Genomic DNA, 23,431 nt, shown 5'->3' on the forward strand with positions numbered 1-23,431 from the left:
ACACTTTTGGGTTTGTGCGCGGTGAGGCAGGTAACACTTGCCGGGTTGCCCTCAGCTATTGGCGGTCTTTTTGCGCGGAATACCCAGTCGCTGACGGCGTTCCCACAGACATTTGCGGCTGATGCCCAGCTTGTTGGCCAGTTCGGTTTCCGTCATGTGTTCCTGGTGCTCGAGGACAAAATGCTGGAAATAATCTTCCAGCGATAGGTCTTCAGTAGGTTCGTTGCTGATGCTGTCGCTGTGTTGCATGGTTTCCAGGGCATTGGCAGCCTGTGAGGCGCGTTCGAACTCCAGGTCCAGCTCAATGCCCAGTAGCTCGGCGGTAATGGCATCCTCGTCACAAAGGATTGCCGCCCGTTCTACCGCGTTTTCAAGTTCGCGCACGTTGCCAGGCCAGCTGTGGCGACGAATCGCCAGGGTGGCTTCAGGGGTGAAGTGCAGGCCTTCCTGTTGCATGGTGCGGGCAGCTCGGGCCAGTAACGCATTGGCAATCAACATCACGTCGTTATCGCGTTCGCGCAGCGGTGGCAGGCGCAGTTCGATCACGTTCAGGCGGTAGTACAAATCTTCACGGAACAGGCCCTGGCGTGCCAGGGTCTTGAGATCGCGGTGGGTTGCTGCCACCAGGCGGACATTGACCTTGTGTGACTGCACCGAGCCAACGCGGCGGATTTCGCCTTCCTGCAGTACCCGTAACAGTCGGGCCTGGGCCTCAAGCGGCAGTTCACCAATTTCATCAAGAAACAGGGTGCCGCCGTCAGCTGCTTCAACCAGTCCGGTGCGGCCCGCGGTGGCTCCGGTAAAGGCGCCTTTCTCATGGCCAAAGAGCTCTGACTCGATCAGAGTTTCCGGAATGGCGGCGCAGTTGACCGAGATCATCGGCGCCTTGGCGCGCCGGGAATGCTCATGCAGTGCCCGTGCAACCAGCTCCTTGCCGGTGCCGGACTCGCCCTGAATCAATACGGTGGAGTCCGTCGGTGCGACCTTGCCGATACGCTTGAACAGCGTTTGCATCGGCGCGCAGGAGCCAATGATGCCCATCGATTGCTGGCTGCTGGTGGCCTGCGTAGGCAGGGTGGGTGCTGCTGCGCTGGCGGCCTCGGGCTGGTTTTGGCGGTTGTGCTTGTCGCTGATGATGCGCGCTACGGCCTGCAGCATCTCGTCGTGATCGAAGGGTTTGGCGATGTAGTCCACGGCGCCGAGTTTCATTGAATCTACGGCCGAACGCAGGCTGGCATAGCTGGTCATGATCAGTACCGGGGTATCCGGCGCCTTGCGGATCATTTCGGTACCGGGTTCACCGGGCAGGCGCAGGTCGCTGACAATCAGATCAAATTGGCCAAGGTCAAAGTTGGAAGCGGCCTCCGCCACCGAGCCGGCTTCGCTCACCTGATACTGGTGGCGTTCCAGCAGTCTGCGCAGGGCAGAGCGAATGATGCTTTCGTCTTCGACAACCAGAATATGTGACATAGATACCCCATGCGCGGCCCGCCCGGTATCAGGCTGACGGACCTGTGCTCAAAACGCTGTAGCGCGGTAGCGTTACTGTAAAACGCGTACCGCGCTTGAGAATGTCGTCTATCGGACTATCGACGGTAATCTGTCCATAGTGCTCTTCGATGATCGAGTAAACCAGTGCCAAACCGAGCCCTGTTCCTGTCCCTGGTTCCTTGGTGGTGAAAAAGGGTTCGAACAAGCGGGCCATGGCGGCCTTGTCTATGCCGCTGCCCTGATCCTCGACCAGCAGCAGCACATGATGCTCGTTCTGTTGTGTGCTGATGCTGATGCGATCGCCGTTGCGACTGGCGTCCCGCGCATTGCCCAACAGGTTGATCAGGACCTGAACCAGACGTTGACTGTCGCCGGCGGCCAAGTGATCAGGGTTGCAAAGGTTAACATAAATCACCTCTGAACCCTTTCGATTCAGTGACAGCAAATGTATCGCTTCGTTGGTGCAGGCGCTCAGGTCGACTGCTTCATTGGCGTTGTTGTGGCGGCTGCCAACATGGGCAAAATTGACCAGGGACTGCACGATGCGTGAGATGCGTCGGGTCTGCTCGATGACCTGTTCGGCCATCTCGCGCGCCTCGGGTTGGTCGGATTCCTCACGCAGATTCTGCGCCAGACAGGCAATGCCGGTAACCGGGTTGCCGATCTCGTGGGCCACCCCGGCAGCCAGCCGGCCGATCGAGGCGAGGCGCTCGGAGTGCATGAGCTCATCTTCCAGCATGCGTGTTTCGGTCTGATCTTCGATCAACAGCACCAGGCCGCTGCTGACGGTATTGCCCGGCTCGTCAATGGCTGCCTTGTGCAGGTTGAGCCATTGGGTATGACCGTTGATAAGGACTTTCTGTTTGTGCAGGTGGGCGGACTGGTCGGCGACGAAGCGCTCAAGCAGCTCGTTCCAGGGCGCGGGCAGATTTTCCAGGCGTGAGCCAACCACCGTCTCAGCGGTGATGCCAGTGAGTGACTGCATGGCGCGGTTCCACATCAGGATTTCGTTGTCCTTGGCCAGCGAACAGACACCCATGGGCAGATCCTGCAGGGTTTGCCGGTGGTAGCGGCGCAGGGCATCCAGTTCGGCGGCCAGGCCGGTCAGTCGAGAGTGGTAGTCCTCGAGTCGGTTCTCGATAAAGTGAATATCTTCGGTAACGTAACCATCACGCGCCAGCTTGAACGGCAGAAAGGTCTCGATGATGTCCTGGGCCACTGCCGGGCCCATCAGGCCGGACAGGTTGGCTTCCAGGCGATCGCGCAGGCGCCGCAGAGCGTAGGGGCGACGTTCGTCGAAGGGTAGCTGCAGGTCACGCAGAGCCTGCTCGACTTCCTTCTGGGCGGTCTTGTTACCCAACGGCTTGGCCAGTTGTTGGGCAAATTCCTGGGGTGAGTTGGCGATCAGTTCCAGGCGTTGCGGGCGACTGACGTTGTTCACTGAACAGGCTTCGGCGGCACTGGTTTCCTCGGCCGAGCGCTGGGTAAAGAGTGACACAGAGGTGAACACGAAGATGTTGGCGGCCAGCGATGCAATGGCCGCCAGATGCCAGGTATCGGCATTGAACAGCAGTTGCTGGCCGAAGACCTGCAAGCTGGCGAGCTCGGTTACCAGGGGCAGCAGCAGTGTTAATGCCCAGACCAGCATGCCGGCGACCAGTCCGCCGATGAATCCGCGGCGATTGGCCTGCGGCCAGTAGAGCACCGACAGCGCGCCGGGCAGAAATTGCACCGTGGCGACAAAGGCGGCGATACCCAGATTGGCCAGATCCTGTTCGGCGCCGAGCAGCCGATAAAAACCGTAACTGGCCATGATGATGGCGGCGATCAGGGTGCGTCGGGTCCACAGCAGCCAGCGGTAGATATTGTTATCGGCGCTGGGTTGATAGACCGGCAACACCAGATGGTTGAGGACCATGCCGGACAGCGCCAGGGTAATCACGATGATCAGTCCGCTGGCTGCCGACAGACCGCCGACAAAGGCCAGCAGACTTAGCCAATCGGCACCGGCGGTCACCCCCAGACTGAGCGTGAAGTATTCCGGATTGGTTGGCACATTCAGGTGCAGGCCGGCCCAGAGAATAGGCGGTACTGCCAGACTCATGAGCAGCAGGAACAGCGGCAGACCCCAACTGGCAGTGGCCAGTGAGCGCGGACTGATATTTTCGGTAAAGGCCATGTGATACATGTGCGGCATGACGATGGCGGCGGCAAAAAATACCAGCAGCAGGGTGCGCCAGGGGCCTTCCTGCAGGGGGGGCTGCAGTGTTTGAATGGCCTGCTGATTGCTTGCCAGCCAGTTTTCCAGATCACCCGGGCCATCAAAGACCGCATACAGGGCATACAAGCCGACGGCGCCCAGGGCAAACAGCTTGACCAGGGATTCAAAGGCGATGGCCATGACCAGGCCTTCATGCTTTTCCCGGGTCGAGATATGCCGCGCACCAAAGAGGATGGCAAACAGAATGATCAGAATGCAGAAGCCCAGGGCGACCGACTCCTGACCGCGACTTTGGGTCAGGATCATGACCGAGTCGGCGACCGCCTGAATCTGCAATGCCAGTAGCGGCAACACGCCAATCAGCATGAACAGGGTCGTCAGTGTGCCTGCCAGGGTACTGCGAAAGCGAAAGGCGAACAGGTCGGCCAGCGACGACAACTGGTAGGTGCGAGTGATGCGCAGAATCGGATTGAGCAGCACTGGTGCCAGCAGAAACGCGCCGCAGATACCCAGGTAATAGGTGAGGAAGCCGTAGCCGTATTGGTAGGCCAGGCCAACAGTGCCATAAAAGGCCCAGGCGCTGGCATACACGCCGAGCGACAGGGTGTAGACCGCAGGGTGTCGCATCAGCGCACGGGGCAGCATGCCGCGTTCGGTAATCCAGGCCACACCAAACAGGGTCAGTAGATAGGCAATGCTGATCAGCAGGAGCTGATTGAGATCAAAGCTCGTCGGCATCTTTTGGACTCTGCAGGAGGATGCCGGCAATGATCAGGATCAGCCATAGCACATAGGGTCTGTACCAGGCGCCCTGGGGTTGAATCCACCAGTCCATGATGGCCGGTGAAAACAGGTAAATGCCGATAACCAGCAGCAGAACCAGTCGGTAGATGTACATGGGCTTCCGTAGTCTCGGTATGGCGGCGCGCTCAAACCTGCGTCGCATCAGGTCGCTGAGGCGACCGCAAACATCGGCTAGGGTAATCAGCCGGGCGTTGCTTGCCAAGGGGGTGCGCAGTGGCTGAGCGCTCAATGGGGTAAATCAGTTTGCAGCAACTGCCGGCTGGCAGGCAGTGCCATGGGCTGCCAGTGGGCTACGGCCCACGCCAGCAGTTCGCTGGGGTTGGCGCCAACCAGGTGCAGTGGTGGTTTTTGCGCCAGAGCCTGCAGTGCCTGGAACAGGGTGGTTGATACGGCATCAGTGCTGACCGGGGTTGAGGTCAGGCGCTTGCTGAGCTTCTCACCATCGGCGCGCATGATCAGCGGGATGTGCAGGTAACCGGGTGCGGGCTGCTCAAGCAACTGGTAGATCCACAGTTGTCGTGGGGTGGAATCGAGCAGGTCGGCGCCCCTTACTATCTCGGTGACGCCCTGATCGATGTCGTCCAGTACCACCGCCAATTGGTAGGCAATGATGCCGTCGCGACGGCGGATGACAAAGTCGCCCACCTGGCTTTCCAGTCTCTGACTGAAAGGCCCTTGCAATCGGTCGGTAAAGGCGATGGGTTGATCGCTTACGCGTAAGCGCACGGCATGATCGGCCTGGGCCGGCAGATGGCGTTCCCGGCAGGTGCCCGGGTAGATGCCATCGGTTCCGGCCAGATCAGCACGGCTGCAGTTGCAGTAATAGGCTTGATCGCTGGCCAGCCAGTGATCAATTTGCTGCTGATAATAAGCTGTGCGCTGGCTTTGCTGTCGAATCTCGCCGTCGGCCCTCAGTCCATAGCGATCGAGGGTGTCGAGAATGTGATCGGCGGCGCCGGGCTGGTTGCGCGGCAGGTCAAGGTCTTCCAGGCGCACAAGCCATTGGCCGCGGCGATGCTTGATGTCCAGATAACTGGCCAGCGCGGCGAGCAGCGAGCCGAAGTGCAGCAGGCCGCTGGGTGTTGGCGCAAAGCGCCCCACGGGTTGTGACGGGATAACGTCAGGCATGATCTGGCCTGAAGGTGGAGAGCACTTGGCCATCGGATCCGGTCTCCCACATGGGCAGATCCGATGGGGTCAGGCTGAGGTTAGCCGCCGACCTGCTTTTCCTTGATCTCTGCAAGGGTCTTGCAGTCGATGCACAGGGTGGCAGTTGGGCGAGCCTCAAGACGGCGAATGCCGATTTCGACGCCACAGGAATCACAGTAACCGTAGTCCTGATCTTCAATGCGCTGCAGTGTCTGATCGATTTTCTTGATCAACTTGCGCTCACGGTCGCGGGCGCGCAGTTCAAGGCTGAACTCTTCTTCCTGGCTGGCACGGTCAGCGGGATCAGGGAAGTTGGCCGCTTCGTCCTGCATGTGATGCACAGTACGGTCAACCTCTTCCATCAACTCCTGCTTCCAGCCGTTGAGGATGCTGGCGAAATGCGCAAGCTGTTGCTCGCTCATGTACTCTTCGCCTTTCTTTTCCTTGTAGGGCGCAAACCCGCGAATCAGCATGGAACTCTTTTCTTTGGCATTGCTGGGCATGAGAACCCCTCACTTTTTAGCTCGATCGTCCTGTATCAGGTCCCAGTCTGGCGTGACCTGAGGGTGCAGCCTCTGGCGTGCAAGCGGGCAAAACTACCAGAACCTGATCACGCGCGCTACTGTTTGCCGCCAGATGGCTCGGCGGCGAGCCTCAATCGTGATCAAACAGGCTGCTTGCAGAGGCTTTGCAAGGGTATCATCCGGCTTTGCCAAGGCTTTGGACGGAGACAACGATGCGCCAACAGCAGTGGGCCAGACGCAGCAGCGAGATACAGCCCTTTCACGTCATGGCGGTTCTGGCCAGAGCCAAGGCGCTTGAAGCAGCGGGGCACGACGTTATTCATATGGAGATTGGCGAGCCGGATTTCACCACGCCAGAGCCGATCATGCGTGCCGGACATGCGGCCCTGCGCAGTGGGTGTACCAGCTATACCCCGGCACTCGGCCTGCCCGCGCTGCGCGAGGCCATAGCCGCGTTCTACCAGCGCCGTTACGGTGTGGATCTGGATCCGGCGCGGGTCGTCGTTACTCCGGGCGGCTCGGCGGCCTTGCTGTTGATCAGCGCGCTGCTGGTCGAGGCGGGTCAGCAGGTGCTGATGGCCGATCCGTCCTACCCGTGCAATCGCAACTTCCTGCGCCTGGTTGAGGCCAGTGCACTGCTGATTCCAACCGGGCCGGACAGCCGCTACCAGCTGACCCCGGCGTTGCTCGAAGCACACTGGAGCAGCCGCAGTGCCGCCGTTCTGGCGGCGTCGCCGGCCAACCCCACTGGTACCTTGTTGCAGCGTGAAGAGCTGCTGGCGCTGGCCGAGACCACCCGGCGTTTGGGTGGGCACCTTGTGGTTGACGAGATTTATCATGGCCTGACCTATGACTGCGCGGCCAGTTCGGTGCTGGAAGTGGCGCCGGACGCCTTCGTCTTGAACAGCTTTTCCAAATACTTTGGCATGACTGGCTGGCGGCTCGGCTGGCTGGTGGCGCCGGAGGCTGCGGTGCCAGAGTTGGAAAAGCTGGCGCAGAACCTCTACATTTGCGCGCCGCATATGGCCCAGCAGGCAGCCCTGGCTGCGTTCAGTGAAGAAACCCTGGGTATTTGCGAGGCGCGTAGGGAGGCCTTCAAGCAGCGCCGGGATTATCTTCTGCCGGCCTTGCGTGATCTGGGATTCCGTATTCCAGTGACGCCCGAGGGCGCCTTTTATCTGTATACCGATATGCAGCGCTTTGGCGGCGACAGTGCCGGCCTGTGTCGGCATCTGATCGAGACCCAGCACCTGGCGCTGACGCCGGGACTGGATTTTGGTCATTATCGCTGTAACGAACATGTGCGCTTTGCCTACACCGCCTCGTTGCCCAGGCTTGAGCAGGCCGTTGAGCGGCTGCAGCGGGGGTTGGCACAATGGCCGAGCGTCTGATTCCCTTTGATCCACCCTTGTTTGAGGCGCAGTTGATACGGCGCTACAAGCGTTTTCTGGCGGATGTGCGCTTGGCCGATGGTCGCGAGCTGACACTGCATTGCCCGAATACCGGTTCGATGCTCAATTGCGCTGAACCGGGCAGTCGCGTATGGGTTAGCCTGCAGTCCAAGCCGGGACGAAAGTTGCCGGGGACCTGGGAACTGGTTGAAACCGCGCCGGGTGAGCTGGCCTGTATTCATAGCGCGCGGGCCAACCGCGTGGTGGCAGCGGCGCTGGCTGCCGGATGGGTGACGCCCTTGGTCGGCTATGGCAAGCAGCGCGCCGAGGTCAGTCTGCCGGACATAGAGAGCCGCTTTGACTTTTTGCTGGTCGATCCGGGTGAGTGTGTGGTCGAGGTAAAAAGCGTGACTCTGGCCATGGGGGCCGGTTTGGGCGCCTTTCCGGATGCGGTCAGTCTGCGCGGGCAGAAGCATCTCAAGGCGTTGCTTGAGGTGGTTGCCACGGGCCGCCGGGCTTGCCTGCTGTTTTGCGTCATGCATGAGGGGATCAGTCGGGTACAGCCGGCCGATCAGATTGATCCGGAGTATGGACGGCTACTGCGAGCTGCGGCGGCCGGCGGCGTCGAGGTATACGCGCTGTCGGTTGTACCAACGCCAGCGGGTTTGTGTGTGGCCGGGATGTTGCCGGTCGAGCTGTAAGCTCACTCCATGCAGATCCAGCCGTTGTGCAGGGTGCTGGGAAGTTGGCGCAGAAACTGACCGCTACAGGGACCGGCGACACATTCGCCGGTCTCAGGCAGAAACAAGGCGCCATGTGAAGCGCACTGGATCAAACGTCCGGAGTGGTCGAGAAACTGGTCCGCTACCCACTCCAGGGGAATGCCCCGGTGCGGGCAACGGTTTTCGTAGATCTGTACTTGCTGGCCCTGGCGAACGGCAAATACAGCCAGTCCCCGGTAAATCATACCTTTGCTGCCGGGATCGGCTATGTCTGCCATCAGGCACAGAGCGTTGGGTGGCGTCGCGGTATTCATACGCTGATTATCGCCGTCCTGTGCTGTCATGACCAGCGTCTCTAACCATTGCACGCCGTATCCAACATGGGGCAATCAAGTGGCTAAGGGGCCTGTCGGTCCTAAAAAAACGAAACAAGTCTGGTGGCCGCACATTGGCGGTTGCTGATACCGTGTTGTCCCCCCCCTTGGGCTTTTGCCGGCGCACGAGCTGGCGGGTATGACTCGATTCATCAAGGAACTGTCATGAATCACTTGCATCGCCTGCACCTGATCACACTCAGCTTGCTCTTGGCTTTTCTGTTGCTGGCTGTTGTGCTGTCGCTGACGCTGGGCGCCGTGGCTATCCATCCGCTGGATACCTTGCGCGCTCTGGGCAGTCTGCTCGGCCTGACCGAGGTTGCGACTGAAACCGCTTTGATTATTGAGCATATTCGTCTGCCACGCACCCTGATGGGACTGATGGTTGGCTCCACACTGGCGCTGACCGGGGCGGTGATGCAGGGGCTGTTCCGTAACCCTTTAGCTGATCCGGGTTTGATAGGCGTCTCCAGCGGCGCGGCGCTGGGTGCGGCCTTGATCATTGTGCTGGGCGGCGTTCTGCTCAGTGGGCTGCCTTCAGGCTGGTTGCCCTATGCGACGGTTGGTGGTGCGTTCGTTGGTGGTGTGGTTACCACCTTGCTGGTCTATCGCCTCGGTCAGACAGCCCAGGGTACGTCGGTGGCCAGCATGCTACTGGCCGGTATTGCCATTGCGGCGATCAGCGGCGCCTTTATTGGCCTGCTCAGCTACATTGCCGACGATGCCATGCTGCGTACCCTGACGTTCTGGAATATGGGGAGCCTGGGCGGCGCCAGCGTCGACAAGGTGATGGTGCTGGCGCTCTGCTGTGCACTGGTCTGGTGGCGCTTGCCGCGTCAGGCGAAGGCGCTGAATGCCCTGCTGCTGGGTGAGTCCGAAGCACGGCATCTGGGCGTTGATGTCGAGCGGGTAAAACGTGAATTGGTGCTGCTCACCGCACTGGGCGTGGGTGCCTGTGTGGCGGTAGCGGGGCTGATCGGCTTTGTCGGCTTGGTGGTGCCACATCTGGTGCGTTTGATGCTGGGTGCGGACCATCGTCGGGTGATTCCGGCGTCAATGTTGCTCGGCGGCGGGTTGTTGTTGATAGCCGACGTGGTGGCGCGTCTGGTGATTGCACCGGCAGAACTGCCGATCGGTATTTTGACCGCGCTATTGGGAGCGCCATTCTTCCTGGTACTGCTGATGCGCGCACAACGCCGGGGAGGTCTGTGATGCTCAGGGCTGAACAATTGAGTTGCGCGCGTGGTGGCTGCCGTATCCTTGAGGGTATTGATTTTGATCTCAAGGCGGGGGAGGTCATGGCGGTGCTGGGTACCAACGGGGCGGGCAAAAGCACCCTGATGGCAACGCTGACGGGCGAGTTGCCGGCGGCAGCTGGCAGCGTGATCTTTGCTGGCCGTGCCTTGTCTGATTGGTCTTCAGGTGATCGCGCCAGGCGGCTTGCGGTACTGGCGCAAGCCTCAACCCTGGCTTTCCCGTTCACCTGTGAGGAGGTGGTGGCCATGGGACGGCTGCCGCATGACAGCGGTCTCGAACGGGATAAGCAGGTAATTGAGCAGGCCATGCTGGCTGCGGATGTCATGCAGTTGCGCGGGCGTAATTACCTGACCCTGTCTGGCGGCGAGCGTCAGCGTGTGCATCTGGCCCGTGTGTTGGCGCAGATTGGCGAGGCTGAGGGTAGCTGTTTGATGCTGGATGAGCCTACAGCCTCTCTGGATCTGGCGCATCAACAGGTTGCCCTTGCTCAAGCCCGCAAGGTGGCAGAGCGCGGAGGCGCCGTATTGGTCATCTTGCATGACCTGAACCTGGCCGCCCGCTATGCTGACCGCATCATGCTGCTTCATCGTGGTCGCATGGCGGTCCTGGGTACTCCCTGGGAGGTGCTGGAGCGTGATCGTATTCAAACTGTATTTGGCGTCAGCGCCCGTGTTGAGCGCCATCCGTTGCAGGATTGTCCTTTGGTGATTATCTGAGGTGGGCATGCGCACGCTGTTAACTATTCTTGTACTTTTCGTCCCCTCGATGCTCAGTGCTGAACCCGTGCCGAGCTGGGTCAATCAGCACGGGCTTGAGCACCCACGGCTTGGCCAGGTGCTGGATACGGCCAGTGGCGAGTGGCTCTCAGCCGAGCAGTTGATCGACAGGCTGGTGAACCATGAGCATGTGCTGGTGGGTGAGAAGCACGACAATATTGACCATCATCGACTGCAGTTATGGTTGCTGCGTGCGTTGCAGCAGCGCAGGCTGCAGGCTGCCCTGGTTATGGAAATGCTGGGGCCGGACCAGCAGCAGGCCATTGATCAATTGCAGGGTCAATCCTTGCCTTACGATCTGGAATTGCAGCAGCAGTTGGCCTGGAGCGCGGGTTGGGATTGGGCGCAATACGCTGATCTGGTCAAGTGGGGCTTGAGTACAGCGCACAGTTTGCTGGCAGCCAATTTGACTCGCGGGGAGATGGGGGTGCTGTACCGAGATCCTCTGCCGCTGGCAGATGTGATTGATGAAGAAGGGAGGGACTTGCTTGCGCAGGTCATGCTGGACTCGCACTGTGGCGCTTTGCCGGAGACAGCTGTGCCCGCCATGTTGTCGATTCAGCAGGGACGTGACCAGCGTATGGCCCAGGTTATGGCGGCTGCGCCGGTGCCAGCCTTGTTGATTGCTGGCAGCTTTCATGTGCGCAAGGATCTCGGTGCCCCCGTGCATTGGCCGCAACAGGTCAGCGCCCCGGTTGTTCTGTTGTTGCACGAGAGTGGGGCGGATTTGGCCGATGCAGATCAGGCAGATTACATCTGGGTCACGCCGGCAACACCAGAAACCGATTATTGCGCCCAGATGAGAGAGTCGTGACAGGTAGGGAAGATTTGCTTTGTATGATTTCAGGACAAAAAAGAGCCCGCTCAGAGAGCGGGCTTAAGTCCGTGATTAGCCTGATGAGGAGATAACCTGGGTCCGAAGACAGTCGGTCATCCAAAAAAACAGAGGATTAGATCTGCTTTTTCTGGTCACCATCGCGATGACTTGTTGCAAATGATATAGATTATCATTTGCATGTCAACCCCTCTCATTCGATTAATTCATGGCTTTCTGTTTGTAGTGGGTCAATTCCTTGTTCATCAGATCGATACGCCTTGCCATGCTCTCGATCAGGCTGTGAGCAATACGTGGATTGCTTTGCATCAGCGCCAGAAACTGCTCCTTGGGAATCATCATTACTGTGGTTGGCGCGCTGGCAATAACAGTGGCCGAGCGCTTTTCGCGCGTAAAAAGGGCCATGGCACCGAAAATTTCGTCTTTCTGAACGTCGCCAACCTTGATGCCTTGCACAAAGGCTTCGGCATGGCCTTCAGTGATAATGAAGACGTGATCGGCATCATCCCCCTGGCGAATCAGCTCTGCGCCAGCCTGGAAGTGCTGGAATCCCGTTACCGGACGGACTTCCGGTGGGCGGCTATGGGCCAGCGCGTCGGACATCAGAGCCGCTTGGCCGAGGATGTACTGGGTAAATTGTTCCTGGCGCTGACTGCTGGTGTGGATATGCTTGAACAGGGCTTCCCGATCAAAGGGGATCAGCACCAGTGATTCTTCACTCTTGTAGGTGCAGGGTGCGGTATTAAGGCCCTGACGCAGGCCAATCAGATCGCCTTCCTGAATATAGAACAGCGGCTTGTCTTCGATGACGGCGTGAATAAGGCCGCTCTGCAACAGGTAAATCCGATTATTGCCAACGTGCTGATAAAGATCGTCCACTGCATCCAGAGAGATGGGCTCGCCACAGGGCTCGAGGCCGTCCAGTAGCTGTTCAGGAATACGCTGTAACGCGGCAATAAGATTTTCAGCGTAGGGTGGCTGATCACCGATGAGATACATAAGCGAATTCCTTTTTGTGGTTTTCCTATCGTGCTCTGTCATGGCCATCGGCTGGTCAGGAGCGTCAAGGGGGCGTCTTTACCCATAAGATACTGTAACGGGTACAGCTACTGCCAACATAAATGTGAGGCATGCCTATGGCAAGTCCCGGTCAGCGGCAATGTGAGCTGCTTCGCCTTCTGTTCAGCTACTGTCATGGCGGCGTAATTGTTCCAGCAGTTCAGCCTTGTAATGCGGGTCCAGCTGATTCCAATGTATGTCCTGCAGGGCGCCGGCGATTGCAAAAAGCAGCGACTTCGAGGCTCGAAAGCCTCGGGCGCGCACAGCACAATAAGCCTGAACGGGACCCTTCTGGTGCAACTGATCGCGACTATGGATACCTGTGGCGTGCAGCCATTGGGCCGAAGTCTTACCGAGGTTGCGCAGGGTTAACAGCTCATCATTCAGCATCAACAGCCTCCCGGTCAGTGACGGGTGGCAGGACATCAAGGTGCAAGCTGTTCATGGCCGACCGGCTGGTCGGCGTGTTTGTCAGAATAGGCATGGTCCGGGCTTCTTTTTATTGGTTCCCGCGATCCAGTGTAGATGGCTCCTGCCAGAAGGTACAGTCAGGGGCAAGACAGACTAGAAACGCTTGTGCAGCTCCTCAATCAGTTGGTCCAGACTGTTGGTATTAGCAGTATCAACCTGGATGCACAGACTACTTTCGACCTCATCAAGGGGCTCCATGGCTTGGAGCTGTTGGCGGGCTACCTCGATATCTGCGTCTGAGGGGTCGCTGCTGTGCTTGCGGCGTGCCTCAATGCGTTGTTCTACCAGGTCAAGCGAGGCATTGCACTGAAGCATCAGACAGGGCACACCCTGTTCTTCAATTGCCTGCCTGACTTCTGAACGCTGGGCCTGCTTCAGGTGGGTTGCGTCAACCACAACGGGGTAGCCGGCAGAGAGAATCTGATCACTCAGTTGCGCCAGGCGGGTGTAGGTCTGCGCACTCAGTTCGGGGGCATACAAGCCCGAGTCCAGCCCAGTGTCTGTTTGCTTGCCAAATAGCCTCTTGCGCTCAATATCCGAACGGATGCGGATAGCACCCAGATGCTCGACAAGGTGTAAAGCAACTGTACTTTTGCCGGATCCGGCGATGCCTTGAGTGAGAATGCCGAAGCGCAATGGCACGTGAGTATAGCGTTCAGCAAGAGCGGTATAACTATGGTACCGATCAAGCACCTGGCGTCGCTCTTCTTCGCTGACGCCGGCTTGACCCAGGCGCAGCAATGCAACCTTGGCCCTGACCATGGCGCGGTAGGCCTTGTAATAGTCCAGTACCGCCAGGCCGGCGTAATCACCTGTGTGCTCCAGGTAGGCATTCACGAAGCGCTGGGACATGGCCTTGAGACCGCGGTCTTCCAGATCCATGGCCATGAAGGCGACGTCACTCATGACATCAATCCAGCGGAAGGCATCATTGAACTCAATGCCATCAAACAGGGTCACTTGTCCGTCGATGAGCGTGACATTATCCAGATAGATGTCGCCATGGCATTCGCGCACAAAACCCTGGCTTCGGCGTTGTGCCAGTTGGGGAATCAGGCGCTGAAAGGTACTATGCGCCCAGCTTTCAAGTTGTGTGAGTTGCGACAGGTCTGAAGCATCGCTGAGCAAAGGCCGGATATGCGTGAAATTATCGGCTACTGGCGAATGCAGGTTGTCCGGTGTACCCCAGGGCGCGTCCTTGGCTACTGGCTGCGCCAATTGGTGAAACGCGGCCAGGCGTGCGGCAAGACTGTCGATGTGATCGTTTGTCAGGGTTCCGGCGTGCTGCATGTTGCCGAGCAGGTCTTGCTGGCGGAACTGTCTGGTCTTGACCATATACTCGATGATCGGGCCATTACCCTTGAGGTTTGGTTGGGCTTCAGTGCCATGGACTGCGATGACATCAAGGTACATCTCGGGTGCCAGTCTGCGGTTCAGGCGAACTTCTTCACGACAATAATGCGCACGTTTTTCCAGTGAGCTGTAGTCGAGAAAGCCGAAGTTAACTGGCTTCTTGACCTTGTAGACGTAATCGCCGGTCAGCAGAACCCAGGAGATATGCGTTTCCATCAGGGTAAACTCGGTCACCGGGTGGTCGAAAAGATCAGGGTTTTGCAGTGCTTTCAGCAGTGTCAGGCTCACGGTTTGTCCTTGCTTTAACGGGCAAAGGACGCATTATGCGGGTTGGCATGGTTCAGGCCAACCTTGGCGCTATGCCGGTTGCCCCTTTGGCAATCCTTGTTAACACTTTGGCAGTACGGGAACTATGGCTAGAAAACGCAGTGCAAAAACAGGTAAAACGCGCAGCCGGCGGCTGTTGGCTTGGGCGTTTAAGCTGGGGCTGGTTGGCTTGGTGTTGTTCATCGGCCTGGCGGTCTATCTGGACGCGATTGTGCAGGAAAAGTTTTCCGGCAAGCGCTGGTCCGTTCCTGCCAAGGTATTTGCCCGGCCGCTGGAGCTCTATGCAGGACAGCACCTTACCCGCGATGACTTTGTTATCGAGTTGAGCGCCCTGGGCTATCGAACCGTATCAGCGGTGCGTCAGCCTGGTCAGATGGCCGTTTCGGGCAATCAGGTAGAGGTGCATACCCGTGGGTTCCAGTTTATCGAGGGCGTTGAGCCGGCCCAGCGCTTGAGTGTGCGCTTCAGTGGCCAGCAGGTGGCGTCATTGAGTGGTGGAAATGATCCGGTCATGGCGCGCATGGAGCCGCTGATGATTGGTGGTATCTACCCTGCGCATAATGAGGACCGCATTCTGATTCGCCTGGATCAGGCCCCGCCCTATCTGGTCGAAGCGCTGATTGCGGTGGAGGATCGGGATTACTTTCAGCACTTTGGCATTTCGCCACGGGGTATTGCCCGGGCCATCTATGTCAACCTGACGGCGGGTGGACTGGTGCAGGGCGGCAGCACCTTGACGCAACAGCTGGTGAAGAACTTTTATCTGACCAATGAGCGAAGTCTGGTGCGCAAGGGCACCGAAGCCATTATGGCGGTGTTATTGGAATTGCATTATTCCAAGGAAGACATTCTCGAGGCTTACCTGAACGAAGTGTTTCTGGGTCAGGATGGTCGCCGTGCCGTTCATGGTTTCGGTCTGGCAAGTCAGTATTATTTTACTCAGCCGCTGCATGAATTGCAGCTGCACCAGGTTGCCCTGTTGGTCGGTATGGTCAAGGGCCCGTCCCTGTTCAACCCGCGTCGTCATCCTGAGCGGGCCAAGGCGCGCCGTGACTTGGTACTGGGTATGCTCGCTGAACAGGGTATGGTCAGCGAGGAGCAGGCCCGCCTGGCCCGCGAAAGGCCGTTGGATGTGACCGCCCGTGGCACGCTGGCCGATACCAATTATCCGGCATTCATGGACCTGGTGAAGCGTCAGTTGCGTCAGGATTACCGTGATGAAGACCTCAGCAGCGAGGGTTTGCGCGTCTTCACCAGTCTCGACCCCTTGCTGCAGAGCAAGGCGGAAAAGGCTGTGCAGGACAGTGTTCAGCGTCTTGGACCAGCTGAGGGGGAGGTGCCACTTGAGGGCGCCATGGTCGTCACCAGTGCGCAAAACGGTGAAGTGCTGGCGCTGGTTGGCGGCAGTAATCCCAGGTTCTCAGGCTTTAATCGGGCCCTGGATGCTTCTCGGCCAATTGGCTCCTTGATCAAGCCGGCTATTTATCTGACGGCACTGGAGCAGCCGCAGCGGTATTCGCTGATGACCCTGCTGGAAGATGCGCCGATTACCCTCGAGGCTGAACCCGGCAAAACCTGGACGCCGCAGAATTATGATCGCGAGAGTCATGGTTGGGTGCCGTTGCACCAGGCGCTGAGTCGCTCCTATAACCAGGCCGCCGTGCGTCTCGGGGTGGATCTTGGTGTGCCAAATGTGCTGAAGACGGTTGAGCGCATGGGGGTCAGTCATGACTGGCGGCCCTTCCCATCCATGCTTTTAGGGTCTGGCTCAATGACCCCGATACAGGTCACTGAGATGTACCAGACCATGGCCAGCGGTGGTTTTAATACGCCCTTGCGGGCTATTCGAAACGTGCTGACCGCCCAGGGTGAGCCGCTGCGCCGCTATGATTTCGAATTGCAACAGCGCTTTGACACAGCCAGCATCTACCTGATTCAGGATGCGATGTCCCGTGTCATGACTGAGGGCACTGGGCGCTCGGCCTATAATCGTATCCCCGGCAATGTGCGCCTGGCCGGCAAGACCGGCACCACCAATGACCTGCGTGACAGCTGGTTTGCTGGTTATTCTGACGACTTGCTTGCAGTCTCATGGTTGGGTCGGGATGATAATGGCTCTACTCGTTTGACTGGCTCCTCCGGGGCACTGCAAGTATGGACTGCCTTTATGGCCGAGGCGCATCCGCGCGGCCTTTCCGGCTACCCGCCGCAGGGCGTGCAATTGGCTTGGGTTGACCGGACCACGGGTGCAGGCAGTGATTCAAGCTGCCCGGATACCGTTCAGGTGCCTTTTCGTTCGGGCTATGAGCCCTTGCCGGGGCCAGGGTGCAGGCCATTAATTGATACGCCAGCAGAGGCCATTCGCGAGGGTGGCAACCGGGTGATGGATGTGATCCGCGGATGGCTGCAATAACATGAGGGACGTGAGTATGGGTATGAAAAGGGCAGGGATACTGATTGGGCTGGCGCTGGTACTGACAGGCTGTGCCGGCGGCGGTGGTTTTATTCCCGTGGTCGACTCGGGAAGACCGGTATCGAATGAAGACATGCGTACGGGTGCGGGTATGCAAACACAGGCGCCCGGCGTGACCGCCCCACAAGATGCTGGAGTGGTCGTCATGGTGCCTGATGGTGCAGGGGGCTCAATGCCGGTGCAATCTTATCCGGTAGATGTCCAGCCACCGGTCCAGTCGGGCAGCGGCGTATTTTCGCCGCCGGGCAGTAATCTGCAGGGCGACGAGCAGTTGGCTGGCCCGGTGTTGGCGCTGTTGACCACCGCACGTGAACAGGAAGGGCGTGGGGATCTGGGTGGTGCGTCTTCCAGTCTTGAGCGTGCCATGCGCATTGCCCCGCGGGAACCGCAGGTCTTCTATCGTCTGGCCCAGGTTCGTCTGGCTCAAGGTGATGCTGCTCAAGCTGAGCAGATGGCACAGCGAGGGCTGTCATTTGCTGCTGGGCGAGCCACCTTGCAGGCCGGTCTTTGGGAGCTTATTGCGCAAGCGCGTGAGCAGCAGGGTAATCAGGCTGGCGCAGCCGAAGCGCGGCAGCGGGCTCGAGTCAGCCTGTGACGCAAGCACTTTGGGCAGACATGGCTAATGCCGTGTCTGCCCTTGAGTTGGAATTGCGTGCATTGCAGTTATGGGAGCTTGAGCGGCCCTCTGCTCAGTGCTTGAACAGCCAGATGCCTTTTTGCATGGATACGCTGAGCTTCTCAGCCTGGCTGCAATGGGTGTTTATTCCCGGTATGACTATCTTGATCGAGCACAGTGAGCGAATGCCTGCCAGCCAGATTGTTCCGATGGCAGAGGAGGCCCTGAGGTATTTGGGGCGCCGCCAGCAGGCTTTGCTGGCGGTATTGGCTCAGATCGATCAGTTGGCGCTCAAGCTGGCCTGATCAGTCTTTGCACAGGGTTTCAAGATCGCGCTGTGCCTCTTCCATAAGTTGCTGACGCTCTTCCTCGCCCAGCCTGACCATCTCGCCATCCTCATTTACCCGGCTGAGTCTTGGGTTGGTCTGCATGGCCTGAAGATTGGCTCTGACCTTGTTGCACTGCTCTGTTCGTTGGCGCTGCTGTTCTTCGGTGAGCTCTTGCTCGGCGACCACAGGTGGTTCTTCTGCAGGGGGCTCAATCGCAGGCTGTTCGGGCTGTCTCAACGAGCCGCCCGGTGGCGGGGACGAGGTGATGTTGATGCGCTGGTAAGCCCGTCCATCTGGCGGCTGCTGGCCAAATTGCTGGACGCCGTTGTCATCTACCCAGCGGTACATCTGTTCCGCAGCAGCCAGGCTGCTGATCAGGCCCAGGGTCAGGGCAATGAGTATTCTGTACATGCGTGATCCATCCTTGTTATTCGGTTCTGTTTAGACATAACTATAACCAATAGTGCCATATTGCGAATGCCTGTTTGCAATGCGCTGTGATATCGGCTGCTTTTATCCATCTTGGCTTGACTTGTCGGGCCTGAGTGTAAACAATTCGTGGTTCACATAAGCAGTCTGTTCAGCGGGACCCACACGGTACCCGGATCAGTCGGCTTTGTTGCTCAATCCAGGAGGCGAAACCCGCCATATCCTGGCCTGGCACCCGCACGCGCTACCTCGCGCTGGGTGAGGCGGTTCCGGCACCGATCACAGGATCCGTCTCCATTGCACGTAGTCAAAGCCGAGGCATGGCAACTACCGTTGCCCATGCTCTGCCGAGCAGTAAACAGGTACCCTGCTGCACGCCAATGGTGTGTGGCATGCTAGAGGTGATTCTAAGTGGAGCTTTTATCCGGCGCTGAGATGGTCGTCCGCTCGTTGCGTGACGAGGGTGTTAAATATATTTACGGGTATCCCGGCGGAGCCCTGCTGCACGTCTATGACGCAATTTTCCGTCAGAGCGATGTCGAGCATATTCTGGTCCGGCATGAACAGGCGGCTGCGCATATGGCAGACGGCTATGCGCGCGCTTCGGGCAAGGCTGGTGTGGTTCTGGTGACATCGGGCCCTGGCGCGACCAATACTATTACCGGCATCGCTACTGCCTATATGGACTCCATCCCCATGGTGGTTCTGGCAGGGCAAGTGCCGTCCGTGATGGTCGGTACTGATGCCTTTCAGGAAACTGATATGGTGGGCATTTCGCGCCCGATCGTGAAGCATAGCTTCATTATCAAGGATCCGCGGGAAATCCCCGAGACCATCAAGAAGGCGTTCTTTATTGCCCAGAGCGGTCGCCCTGGTCCGGTTGTGATTGATATCCCCAAGGATATGACCAACCCGGCAGACAAGTTTGAGTACAGCTATCCGAAAAAGATCAAGCTACGTTCATACAATCCTGCTGTTCGTGGCCATTCTGGTCAGATTCGCAAAGCGCTGGACATGCTGGTCGAGGCCAAACGGCCAATCATTTACTCCGGTGGTGGTGTCGTTCTCGGTGGTGCTTCGGCGCAATTGACCGAGCTGGCGCGTGAGTTGGGTGTACCGGTAACCAATACGCTGATGGGGCTTGGCGCTTTTCCGGGTACGGATCCGCAGTTTATCGGCTGGCTGGGTATGCACGGCAGTTATACCGCCAACGTTACCATGCATCACAGTGATGCGATTCTCTGTATCGGCGCACGCTTTGATGATCGCGTTATCAATGGTGCAAGTAAGTTCTGCCCGAACGCCAAGATCATTCACGTCGACATCGATCCGGCTTCCATCTCCAAGACCATCAAGGCCGATATTCCAATTGTTGGTCCGGTAGACAGTGTCCTGACCGAAATGGTTGCCATGGTCAAGGAGCACAATTTGCGTCCGGCCAAGGAGTCGCTGGCCAGTTGGTGGAAGCAGATTGGTGAGTGGCGTGGTGATGGCAAGATGTTTCCCTATGAAGAAGGGGATGGCAGCATCATCAAGCCGCAAAAAGTTATCGAGACTCTGTGGGAAGTCACTCAAGGTGATGCCTATGTGACCTCCGACGTAGGGCAGCACCAGATGTTTGCTGCGCAGTACTATCCCTTTGACAAGCCTAATCGCTGGATCAATTCGGGTGGCCTGGGCACTATGGGCTTCGGCCTGCCGGCGGCCATGGGTGTCAAATTGCATTATCCCGACGCGCAGGTGGCCTGTGTCACCGGTGAGGGCAGTATCCAGATGAACATTCAGGAGCTGTCAACCTGCCTGCAATACAACTTGCCGGTCAAGATCATCACCCTGAACAATCAGGCCCTGGGCATGGTTCGTCAGTGGCAGGATATGCAGTATGGTGCTCGTCATTCGCATTCCTATATGGAGTCCTTGCCGGACTTCATCAAGTTGGCCGAATCCTATGGTCATGTTGGCATCCGTGTTGACAAGCTAGAGGACCTCAAGCCGGCTATGGAGCGCGCTTTTGCCATGACCGATCGGCTGGTGTTCATGGATATCCGTGTCGACAATTCAGAGCACGTCTATCCCATGCAGATCAAGGATGGTTCGATGCGTGACATGTGGCTGAGCAAGACGGAGCGCACCTGATGAGACATATTATTTCCGTATTGCTGGAGAACGAGCCTGGTGCACTGTCCCGTGTGGTCGGGTTGTTTTCGCAGCGTAACTACAATATTGAAACCCTGACCGTGGCGCCGACCGAAGACCCGACTTTGTCGCGTTTGACGCTGACTACCATTGGTCATGACGACGTCATCGAGCAGATCACCAAAAACCTCAACAAACTGATTGAGGTGGTCAAATTGGTGAACCTGTCAGAGGGCGCGCATATCGAGCGTGAGCTGATGCTGGTCAAGATCAAGGCTACCGGCGCGCAGCGTGCCGAGGTCAAGAGGACTACGGATATTTTCCGTGGCCAGATCGTTGATGTGACCAGCAGTGTGTATACCGTGCAGTTAGCCGGTACATCAGACAAGCTGGACAGTTTTATTGAAGCAATAGGACCGACTACGGTCATCGAGGTGGTGCGCACCGGCGTATCGGGCATCGCCCGCGGCGAAAAAGTGTTGAGCATCTAATTTAGACAGCAGGCCCGCGGTGGCCTGCACAGTAAACAGGGGAATTCCATGCACGTTTATTATGATAAAGATTGTGATCTGAGCATCATCCAGGGCAAAAAAGTAGCCATCATCGGTTACGGCTCACAGGGTCATGCCCATGCCTGCAACCTCAAGGATTCAGGTGTAGACGTGACTGTTGGTCTGCGTCCTGGCTCGTCTTCTATTGCCAAGGCAGAAGCCCATGGTTTGAAGGTCAGCGACGTTCCGGCAGCTGTTGCGGCTGCCGACGTGGTCATGATTCTCACGCCTGATGAGTTCCAGTCCCAGCTCTATCGCAATGAAATTGAGCCCAACCTCAAGCAAGGCGCCACCCTGGCCTTTGCCCATGGTTTTGCCATTCATTACAACCAGATCGTGCCGCGCAAGGATCTTGACGTGATCATGATCGCGCCCAAGGCGCCGGGCCACACAGTGCGTTCCGAGTTCGTCAAGGGTGGTGGTATTCCTGATTTGATCGCAATCTTCCAGGATGCCTCTGGCAATGCCAAAAATGTTGCCCTGTCTTATGCCTCAGGTGTAGGTGGTGGTCGTACCGGTATCATCGAAACCACGTTCAAGGATGAAACCGAAACCGATCTGTTCGGCGAGCAGGCGGTTCTTTGCGGTGGTGCTGTTGAGCTGGTCAAGGCCGGCTTTGAAACGCTGGTTGAAGCCGGTTATGCGCCGGAAATGGCGTACTTCGAGTGTCTGCATGAGCTGAAGCTGATCGTTGACCTGATGTTCGAAGGCGGTATCGCCAATATGAACTACTCGATCTCTAACAACGCCGAGTATGGTGAGTACGTTACTGGTCCGGAAATAATCAATGCCGAGTCCCGTGAAGCCATGCGCAATGCACTCAAGCGTATTCAGTCTGGCGAATACGCCAAGATGTTTATTGCCGAGGGTGCACACAACTACCCATCAATGACGGCTGCGCGTCGCAACAACGCTGCACACGGGATTGAGGTTGTAGGCGAGAAGCTGCGCGGTATGATGCCGTGGATTGCTGCCAACAAGATCGTCGACAAGAGCAAGAACTGATCGGCGCTTGTTGCTTAAAACGCGGCTCTGGCCGCGTTTTTTTATGTCCGATGCATTGGTGTGCTGTTCATTTGCCGGGCATCTTGCCACACTGACTAATATCTACACCCAACAAGGTAATAGCATGAGTGATAATCAGGAGCACGATAAGAAGCCGGAGGCGATTGATCCGCTCAGTCTGCTGCCGATCGACGAGCATATTGAAGAGAGTCCAGGTCCGGATGGGAAAAAGGTGCGGCACCGTGGTATCTATCTATTGCCCAACCTGTTTACCACCGCAGCTCTGTTCTCGGGTTTTTATGCCATCGTCAGTGCCATGGACGGTAACTTCTCCAATGCTGCTATCGCCGTCTTTGTGGCGATGGTGCTGGATGGGCTGGACGGACGCGTTGCTCGCCTGACCAATACCCAGAGCGCTTTTGGCGCTGAGTACGACTCGTTATCGGATATGGTGGCCTTTGGTGTTGCCCCTGCATTGGTTGTGTTCAGCTGGGCATTGGCGGATCTTGGCAAGATTGGTTGGGTATTCGCGTTCATTTATGTTGCGGGAGCGGCGCTGCGCCTGGCGCGCTTCAATACGCAAATAGACAGTGAAGACAAGCGTTACTTCACGGGGCTCGCCAGTCCGTCGGCAGCTGGCTTGGTTGCTGGAATGGTCTGGGCGTTGAGTGAGTTTGGTATTGATGGAGGTGAAATAGCTCTGTTGGTGGGTATGCTGACTGCGCTTGGCGGTTTGCTGATGGTCAGTAATGTACGGTATTACAGCTTTAAGGATCTTGATTTGAAGGGACGAGTCCCGTTCTTCGTGATTCTGATTGTGGTGCTGGTGTTCGCCATCATATCTACCGATCCATCTCGAATTCTTTGGCTCATCTTCATCGTTTACAGTGCGTCGGGGCCGGTTCAGGCCCTGTGGCGCTGGAAGAAGAAAGACAAGGAACAGCCGCAGGACTGATCCTTGTCCAGCGCTTTCAGTAAAAAAAACCGTCATACGCTATTGACGGTTTTTTTATAGCCCCTATAATGCGCGTCTGCCCGGTCGGGGTGCTTTGCATAAAGCGCTTTGCAATCAATAAGTTAGCGATAATTTAGGGGTTGACAGGGTAGGCGGTTAGCGTAGAATGCGCCGCTCACTGTG

Annotated in this window: 21 protein-coding genes and 1 pseudogene; 12 read left to right on the top strand and 10 right to left on the bottom strand. The window is 57.7% G+C overall.

The features are described 5' to 3' along the window. Positions 1–296: 296 nt before the first annotated feature. From AC27HQ_RS15885 to dksA, 5 genes and pseudogenes are all read right to left on the bottom strand, one after another. Positions 297–1,470, bottom strand: a pseudogene (locus AC27HQ_RS15885) (sigma-54-dependent transcriptional regulator); the annotation flags it as partial. A 28-nt stretch (positions 1,471–1,498) separates the two neighbouring features. Next, entirely contained in the window at positions 1,499–4,450 is a 2,952-nt protein-coding gene (locus tag AC27HQ_RS15890) for a sensor histidine kinase (RefSeq protein WP_487157183.1), read from the bottom strand. Further along, a complete protein-coding gene (locus AC27HQ_RS15895) occupies positions 4,434–4,610 on the bottom strand; it encodes a hypothetical protein (protein ID WP_487157184.1) in 177 nt (58 codons plus the stop codon). Before AC27HQ_RS15895 ends, AC27HQ_RS15890 begins: the two co-directional genes overlap by 17 nt. A gap of 131 nt (positions 4,611–4,741) precedes the next feature. Beyond that, entirely contained in the window at positions 4,742–5,644 is a 903-nt protein-coding gene (gluQRS, locus tag AC27HQ_RS15900) for a tRNA glutamyl-Q(34) synthetase GluQRS (protein ID WP_487157185.1), read from the bottom strand. A gap of 80 nt (positions 5,645–5,724) precedes the next feature. Continuing rightward, complete coding sequence (dksA, locus tag AC27HQ_RS15905) at positions 5,725–6,168, bottom strand: RNA polymerase-binding protein DksA (RefSeq protein ID WP_487157186.1); 444 nt, start codon at positions 6,166–6,168, stop codon at positions 5,725–5,727. Between the two features lie 233 nt (positions 6,169–6,401). Between dksA and AC27HQ_RS15910 the strand changes: the two genes are divergently transcribed. Both AC27HQ_RS15910 and sfsA read left to right on the top strand, forming a co-directional pair. Next, positions 6,402–7,580, top strand: a complete 1,179-nt coding sequence (locus AC27HQ_RS15910) for a pyridoxal phosphate-dependent aminotransferase (RefSeq protein ID WP_487157187.1) — start codon at positions 6,402–6,404, stop codon at positions 7,578–7,580. Further along, positions 7,580–8,281 carry a DNA/RNA nuclease SfsA gene (sfsA, locus tag AC27HQ_RS15915; RefSeq protein ID WP_487157203.1) on the top strand — a complete coding sequence of 234 codons (702 nt, stop codon included), beginning with the start codon at positions 7,580–7,582 and terminating at the stop codon, positions 8,279–8,281. The genes AC27HQ_RS15910 and sfsA overlap by 1 nt, the downstream gene beginning before the upstream one ends. A gap of 2 nt (positions 8,282–8,283) precedes the next feature. Here the strand turns inward: sfsA and AC27HQ_RS15920 are convergent, their stop codons facing one another. Further along, positions 8,284–8,616, bottom strand: a complete 333-nt coding sequence (locus AC27HQ_RS15920; RefSeq protein ID WP_487157204.1) for a Rieske (2Fe-2S) protein — start codon at positions 8,614–8,616, stop codon at positions 8,284–8,286. Positions 8,617–8,841: 225 nt separating this feature from the next. Here AC27HQ_RS15920 and AC27HQ_RS15925 point away from each other — a divergent pair, with 225 nt between their 5' ends. From AC27HQ_RS15925 to AC27HQ_RS15935, 3 genes are read left to right on the top strand one after another with little or no spacing between them, the layout of a single operon-like run. Further along, positions 8,842–9,888, top strand: coding sequence for a FecCD family ABC transporter permease (locus tag AC27HQ_RS15925; RefSeq protein WP_487157188.1), 1,047 nt, complete (start codon positions 8,842–8,844; stop codon positions 9,886–9,888). Beyond that, positions 9,888–10,649 carry a heme ABC transporter ATP-binding protein gene (locus AC27HQ_RS15930; RefSeq protein WP_487157189.1) on the top strand — a complete coding sequence of 254 codons (762 nt, stop codon included), beginning with the start codon at positions 9,888–9,890 and terminating at the stop codon, positions 10,647–10,649. Before AC27HQ_RS15925 ends, AC27HQ_RS15930 begins: the two co-directional genes overlap by 1 nt. A gap of 7 nt (positions 10,650–10,656) precedes the next feature. Beyond that, on the top strand, positions 10,657–11,523 hold the full coding sequence (locus AC27HQ_RS15935) for a ChaN family lipoprotein (protein WP_487157190.1): 867 nt from the start codon (positions 10,657–10,659) through the stop codon (positions 11,521–11,523). Positions 11,524–11,745: 222 nt separating this feature from the next. Here the strand turns inward: AC27HQ_RS15935 and AC27HQ_RS15940 are convergent, their stop codons facing one another. From AC27HQ_RS15940 to AC27HQ_RS15950, 3 genes are all read right to left on the bottom strand, one after another. Continuing rightward, positions 11,746–12,543 (bottom strand): cyclic nucleotide-binding domain-containing protein, encoded by a 798-nt coding sequence (locus AC27HQ_RS15940; protein ID WP_487157191.1) that lies wholly within the window; start codon positions 12,541–12,543, stop codon positions 11,746–11,748. A 183-nt stretch (positions 12,544–12,726) separates the two neighbouring features. Continuing rightward, on the bottom strand, positions 12,727–12,990 hold the full coding sequence (locus AC27HQ_RS15945) for a TfoX/Sxy family protein (protein WP_487157205.1): 264 nt from the start codon (positions 12,988–12,990) through the stop codon (positions 12,727–12,729). Positions 12,991–13,167: 177 nt separating this feature from the next. Continuing rightward, positions 13,168–14,715 (bottom strand): bifunctional aminoglycoside phosphotransferase/ATP-binding protein, encoded by a 1,548-nt coding sequence (locus AC27HQ_RS15950; protein WP_487157192.1) that lies wholly within the window; start codon positions 14,713–14,715, stop codon positions 13,168–13,170. Between the two features lie 124 nt (positions 14,716–14,839). On the opposite strand from AC27HQ_RS15950, the gene mrcB reads away from it, so the two are divergent. From mrcB to AC27HQ_RS15965, 3 genes are read left to right on the top strand one after another with little or no spacing between them, the layout of a single operon-like run. Next, entirely contained in the window at positions 14,840–17,167 is a 2,328-nt protein-coding gene (gene mrcB, locus AC27HQ_RS15955) for a penicillin-binding protein 1B (protein ID WP_487157194.1), read from the top strand. Positions 17,168–17,189: 22 nt separating this feature from the next. Further along, positions 17,190–17,822, top strand: a complete 633-nt coding sequence (locus tag AC27HQ_RS15960) for a tetratricopeptide repeat protein (RefSeq protein ID WP_487157206.1) — start codon at positions 17,190–17,192, stop codon at positions 17,820–17,822. Continuing rightward, positions 17,819–18,148, top strand: a complete 330-nt coding sequence (locus AC27HQ_RS15965; protein WP_487157195.1) for a YqcC family protein — start codon at positions 17,819–17,821, stop codon at positions 18,146–18,148. The genes AC27HQ_RS15960 and AC27HQ_RS15965 overlap by 4 nt, the downstream gene beginning before the upstream one ends. Here the strand turns inward: AC27HQ_RS15965 and AC27HQ_RS15970 are convergent, their stop codons facing one another. Then, entirely contained in the window at positions 18,149–18,583 is a 435-nt protein-coding gene (locus AC27HQ_RS15970; protein WP_487157196.1) for a DUF4124 domain-containing protein, read from the bottom strand. Between the two features lie 429 nt (positions 18,584–19,012). Here AC27HQ_RS15970 and AC27HQ_RS15975 point away from each other — a divergent pair, with 429 nt between their 5' ends. The 4 genes from AC27HQ_RS15975 (at position 19,013) to pssA (ending at position 23,248) form a co-directional block, all read left to right on the top strand. Then, positions 19,013–20,737, top strand: coding sequence for an acetolactate synthase 3 large subunit (locus AC27HQ_RS15975; RefSeq protein ID WP_487157197.1), 1,725 nt, complete (start codon positions 19,013–19,015; stop codon positions 20,735–20,737). After that, a complete protein-coding gene (gene ilvN / locus AC27HQ_RS15980) occupies positions 20,737–21,228 on the top strand; it encodes an acetolactate synthase small subunit (protein ID WP_487157198.1) in 492 nt (163 codons plus the stop codon). Before AC27HQ_RS15975 ends, ilvN begins: the two co-directional genes overlap by 1 nt. Positions 21,229–21,276: 48 nt before the next feature. Beyond that, on the top strand, positions 21,277–22,293 hold the full coding sequence (ilvC, locus tag AC27HQ_RS15985; protein WP_487157199.1) for a ketol-acid reductoisomerase: 1,017 nt from the start codon (positions 21,277–21,279) through the stop codon (positions 22,291–22,293). A gap of 124 nt (positions 22,294–22,417) precedes the next feature. Continuing rightward, entirely contained in the window at positions 22,418–23,248 is an 831-nt protein-coding gene (gene pssA / locus AC27HQ_RS15990; RefSeq protein WP_487157200.1) for a CDP-diacylglycerol--serine O-phosphatidyltransferase, read from the top strand. Positions 23,249–23,431: the final 183 nt, after the last annotated feature.

This window comes from Halopseudomonas sp. 4NH20-0008 (genome assembly GCF_057548395.1).

Bases quoted from the DNA above. Each gene is read 5' to 3' on its own strand.
- AC27HQ_RS15890 (WP_487157183.1), bottom strand. From the start codon at position 4,450: ATGCCGACGAGCTTTGATCTCAATCAGCTCCTGCTGATCAGCATTGCC.
- AC27HQ_RS15895 (WP_487157184.1), bottom strand. From the start codon at position 4,610: ATGTACATCTACCGACTGGTTCTGCTGCTGGTTATCGGCATTTACCTG.
- gluQRS (WP_487157185.1), bottom strand. From the start codon at position 5,644: ATGCCTGACGTTATCCCGTCACAACCCGTGGGGCGCTTTGCGCCAACA.
- dksA (WP_487157186.1), bottom strand. From the start codon at position 6,168: ATGCCCAGCAATGCCAAAGAAAAGAGTTCCATGCTGATTCGCGGGTTT.
- AC27HQ_RS15910 (WP_487157187.1), top strand. From the start codon at position 6,402: ATGCGCCAACAGCAGTGGGCCAGACGCAGCAGCGAGATACAGCCCTTT.
- AC27HQ_RS15920 (WP_487157204.1), bottom strand. From the start codon at position 8,616: ATGAATACCGCGACGCCACCCAACGCTCTGTGCCTGATGGCAGACATA.
- AC27HQ_RS15925 (WP_487157188.1), top strand. From the start codon at position 8,842: ATGAATCACTTGCATCGCCTGCACCTGATCACACTCAGCTTGCTCTTG.
- AC27HQ_RS15930 (WP_487157189.1), top strand. From the start codon at position 9,888: ATGCTCAGGGCTGAACAATTGAGTTGCGCGCGTGGTGGCTGCCGTATC.
- AC27HQ_RS15935 (WP_487157190.1), top strand. From the start codon at position 10,657: ATGCGCACGCTGTTAACTATTCTTGTACTTTTCGTCCCCTCGATGCTC.
- AC27HQ_RS15940 (WP_487157191.1), bottom strand. From the start codon at position 12,543: ATGTATCTCATCGGTGATCAGCCACCCTACGCTGAAAATCTTATTGCC.
- mrcB (WP_487157194.1), top strand. From the start codon at position 14,840: ATGGCTAGAAAACGCAGTGCAAAAACAGGTAAAACGCGCAGCCGGCGG.
- AC27HQ_RS15960 (WP_487157206.1), top strand. From the start codon at position 17,190: ATGAAAAGGGCAGGGATACTGATTGGGCTGGCGCTGGTACTGACAGGC.
- AC27HQ_RS15970 (WP_487157196.1), bottom strand. From the start codon at position 18,583: ATGTACAGAATACTCATTGCCCTGACCCTGGGCCTGATCAGCAGCCTG.
- ilvN (WP_487157198.1), top strand. From the start codon at position 20,737: ATGAGACATATTATTTCCGTATTGCTGGAGAACGAGCCTGGTGCACTG.
- ilvC (WP_487157199.1), top strand. From the start codon at position 21,277: ATGCACGTTTATTATGATAAAGATTGTGATCTGAGCATCATCCAGGGC.
- pssA (WP_487157200.1), top strand. From the start codon at position 22,418: ATGAGTGATAATCAGGAGCACGATAAGAAGCCGGAGGCGATTGATCCG.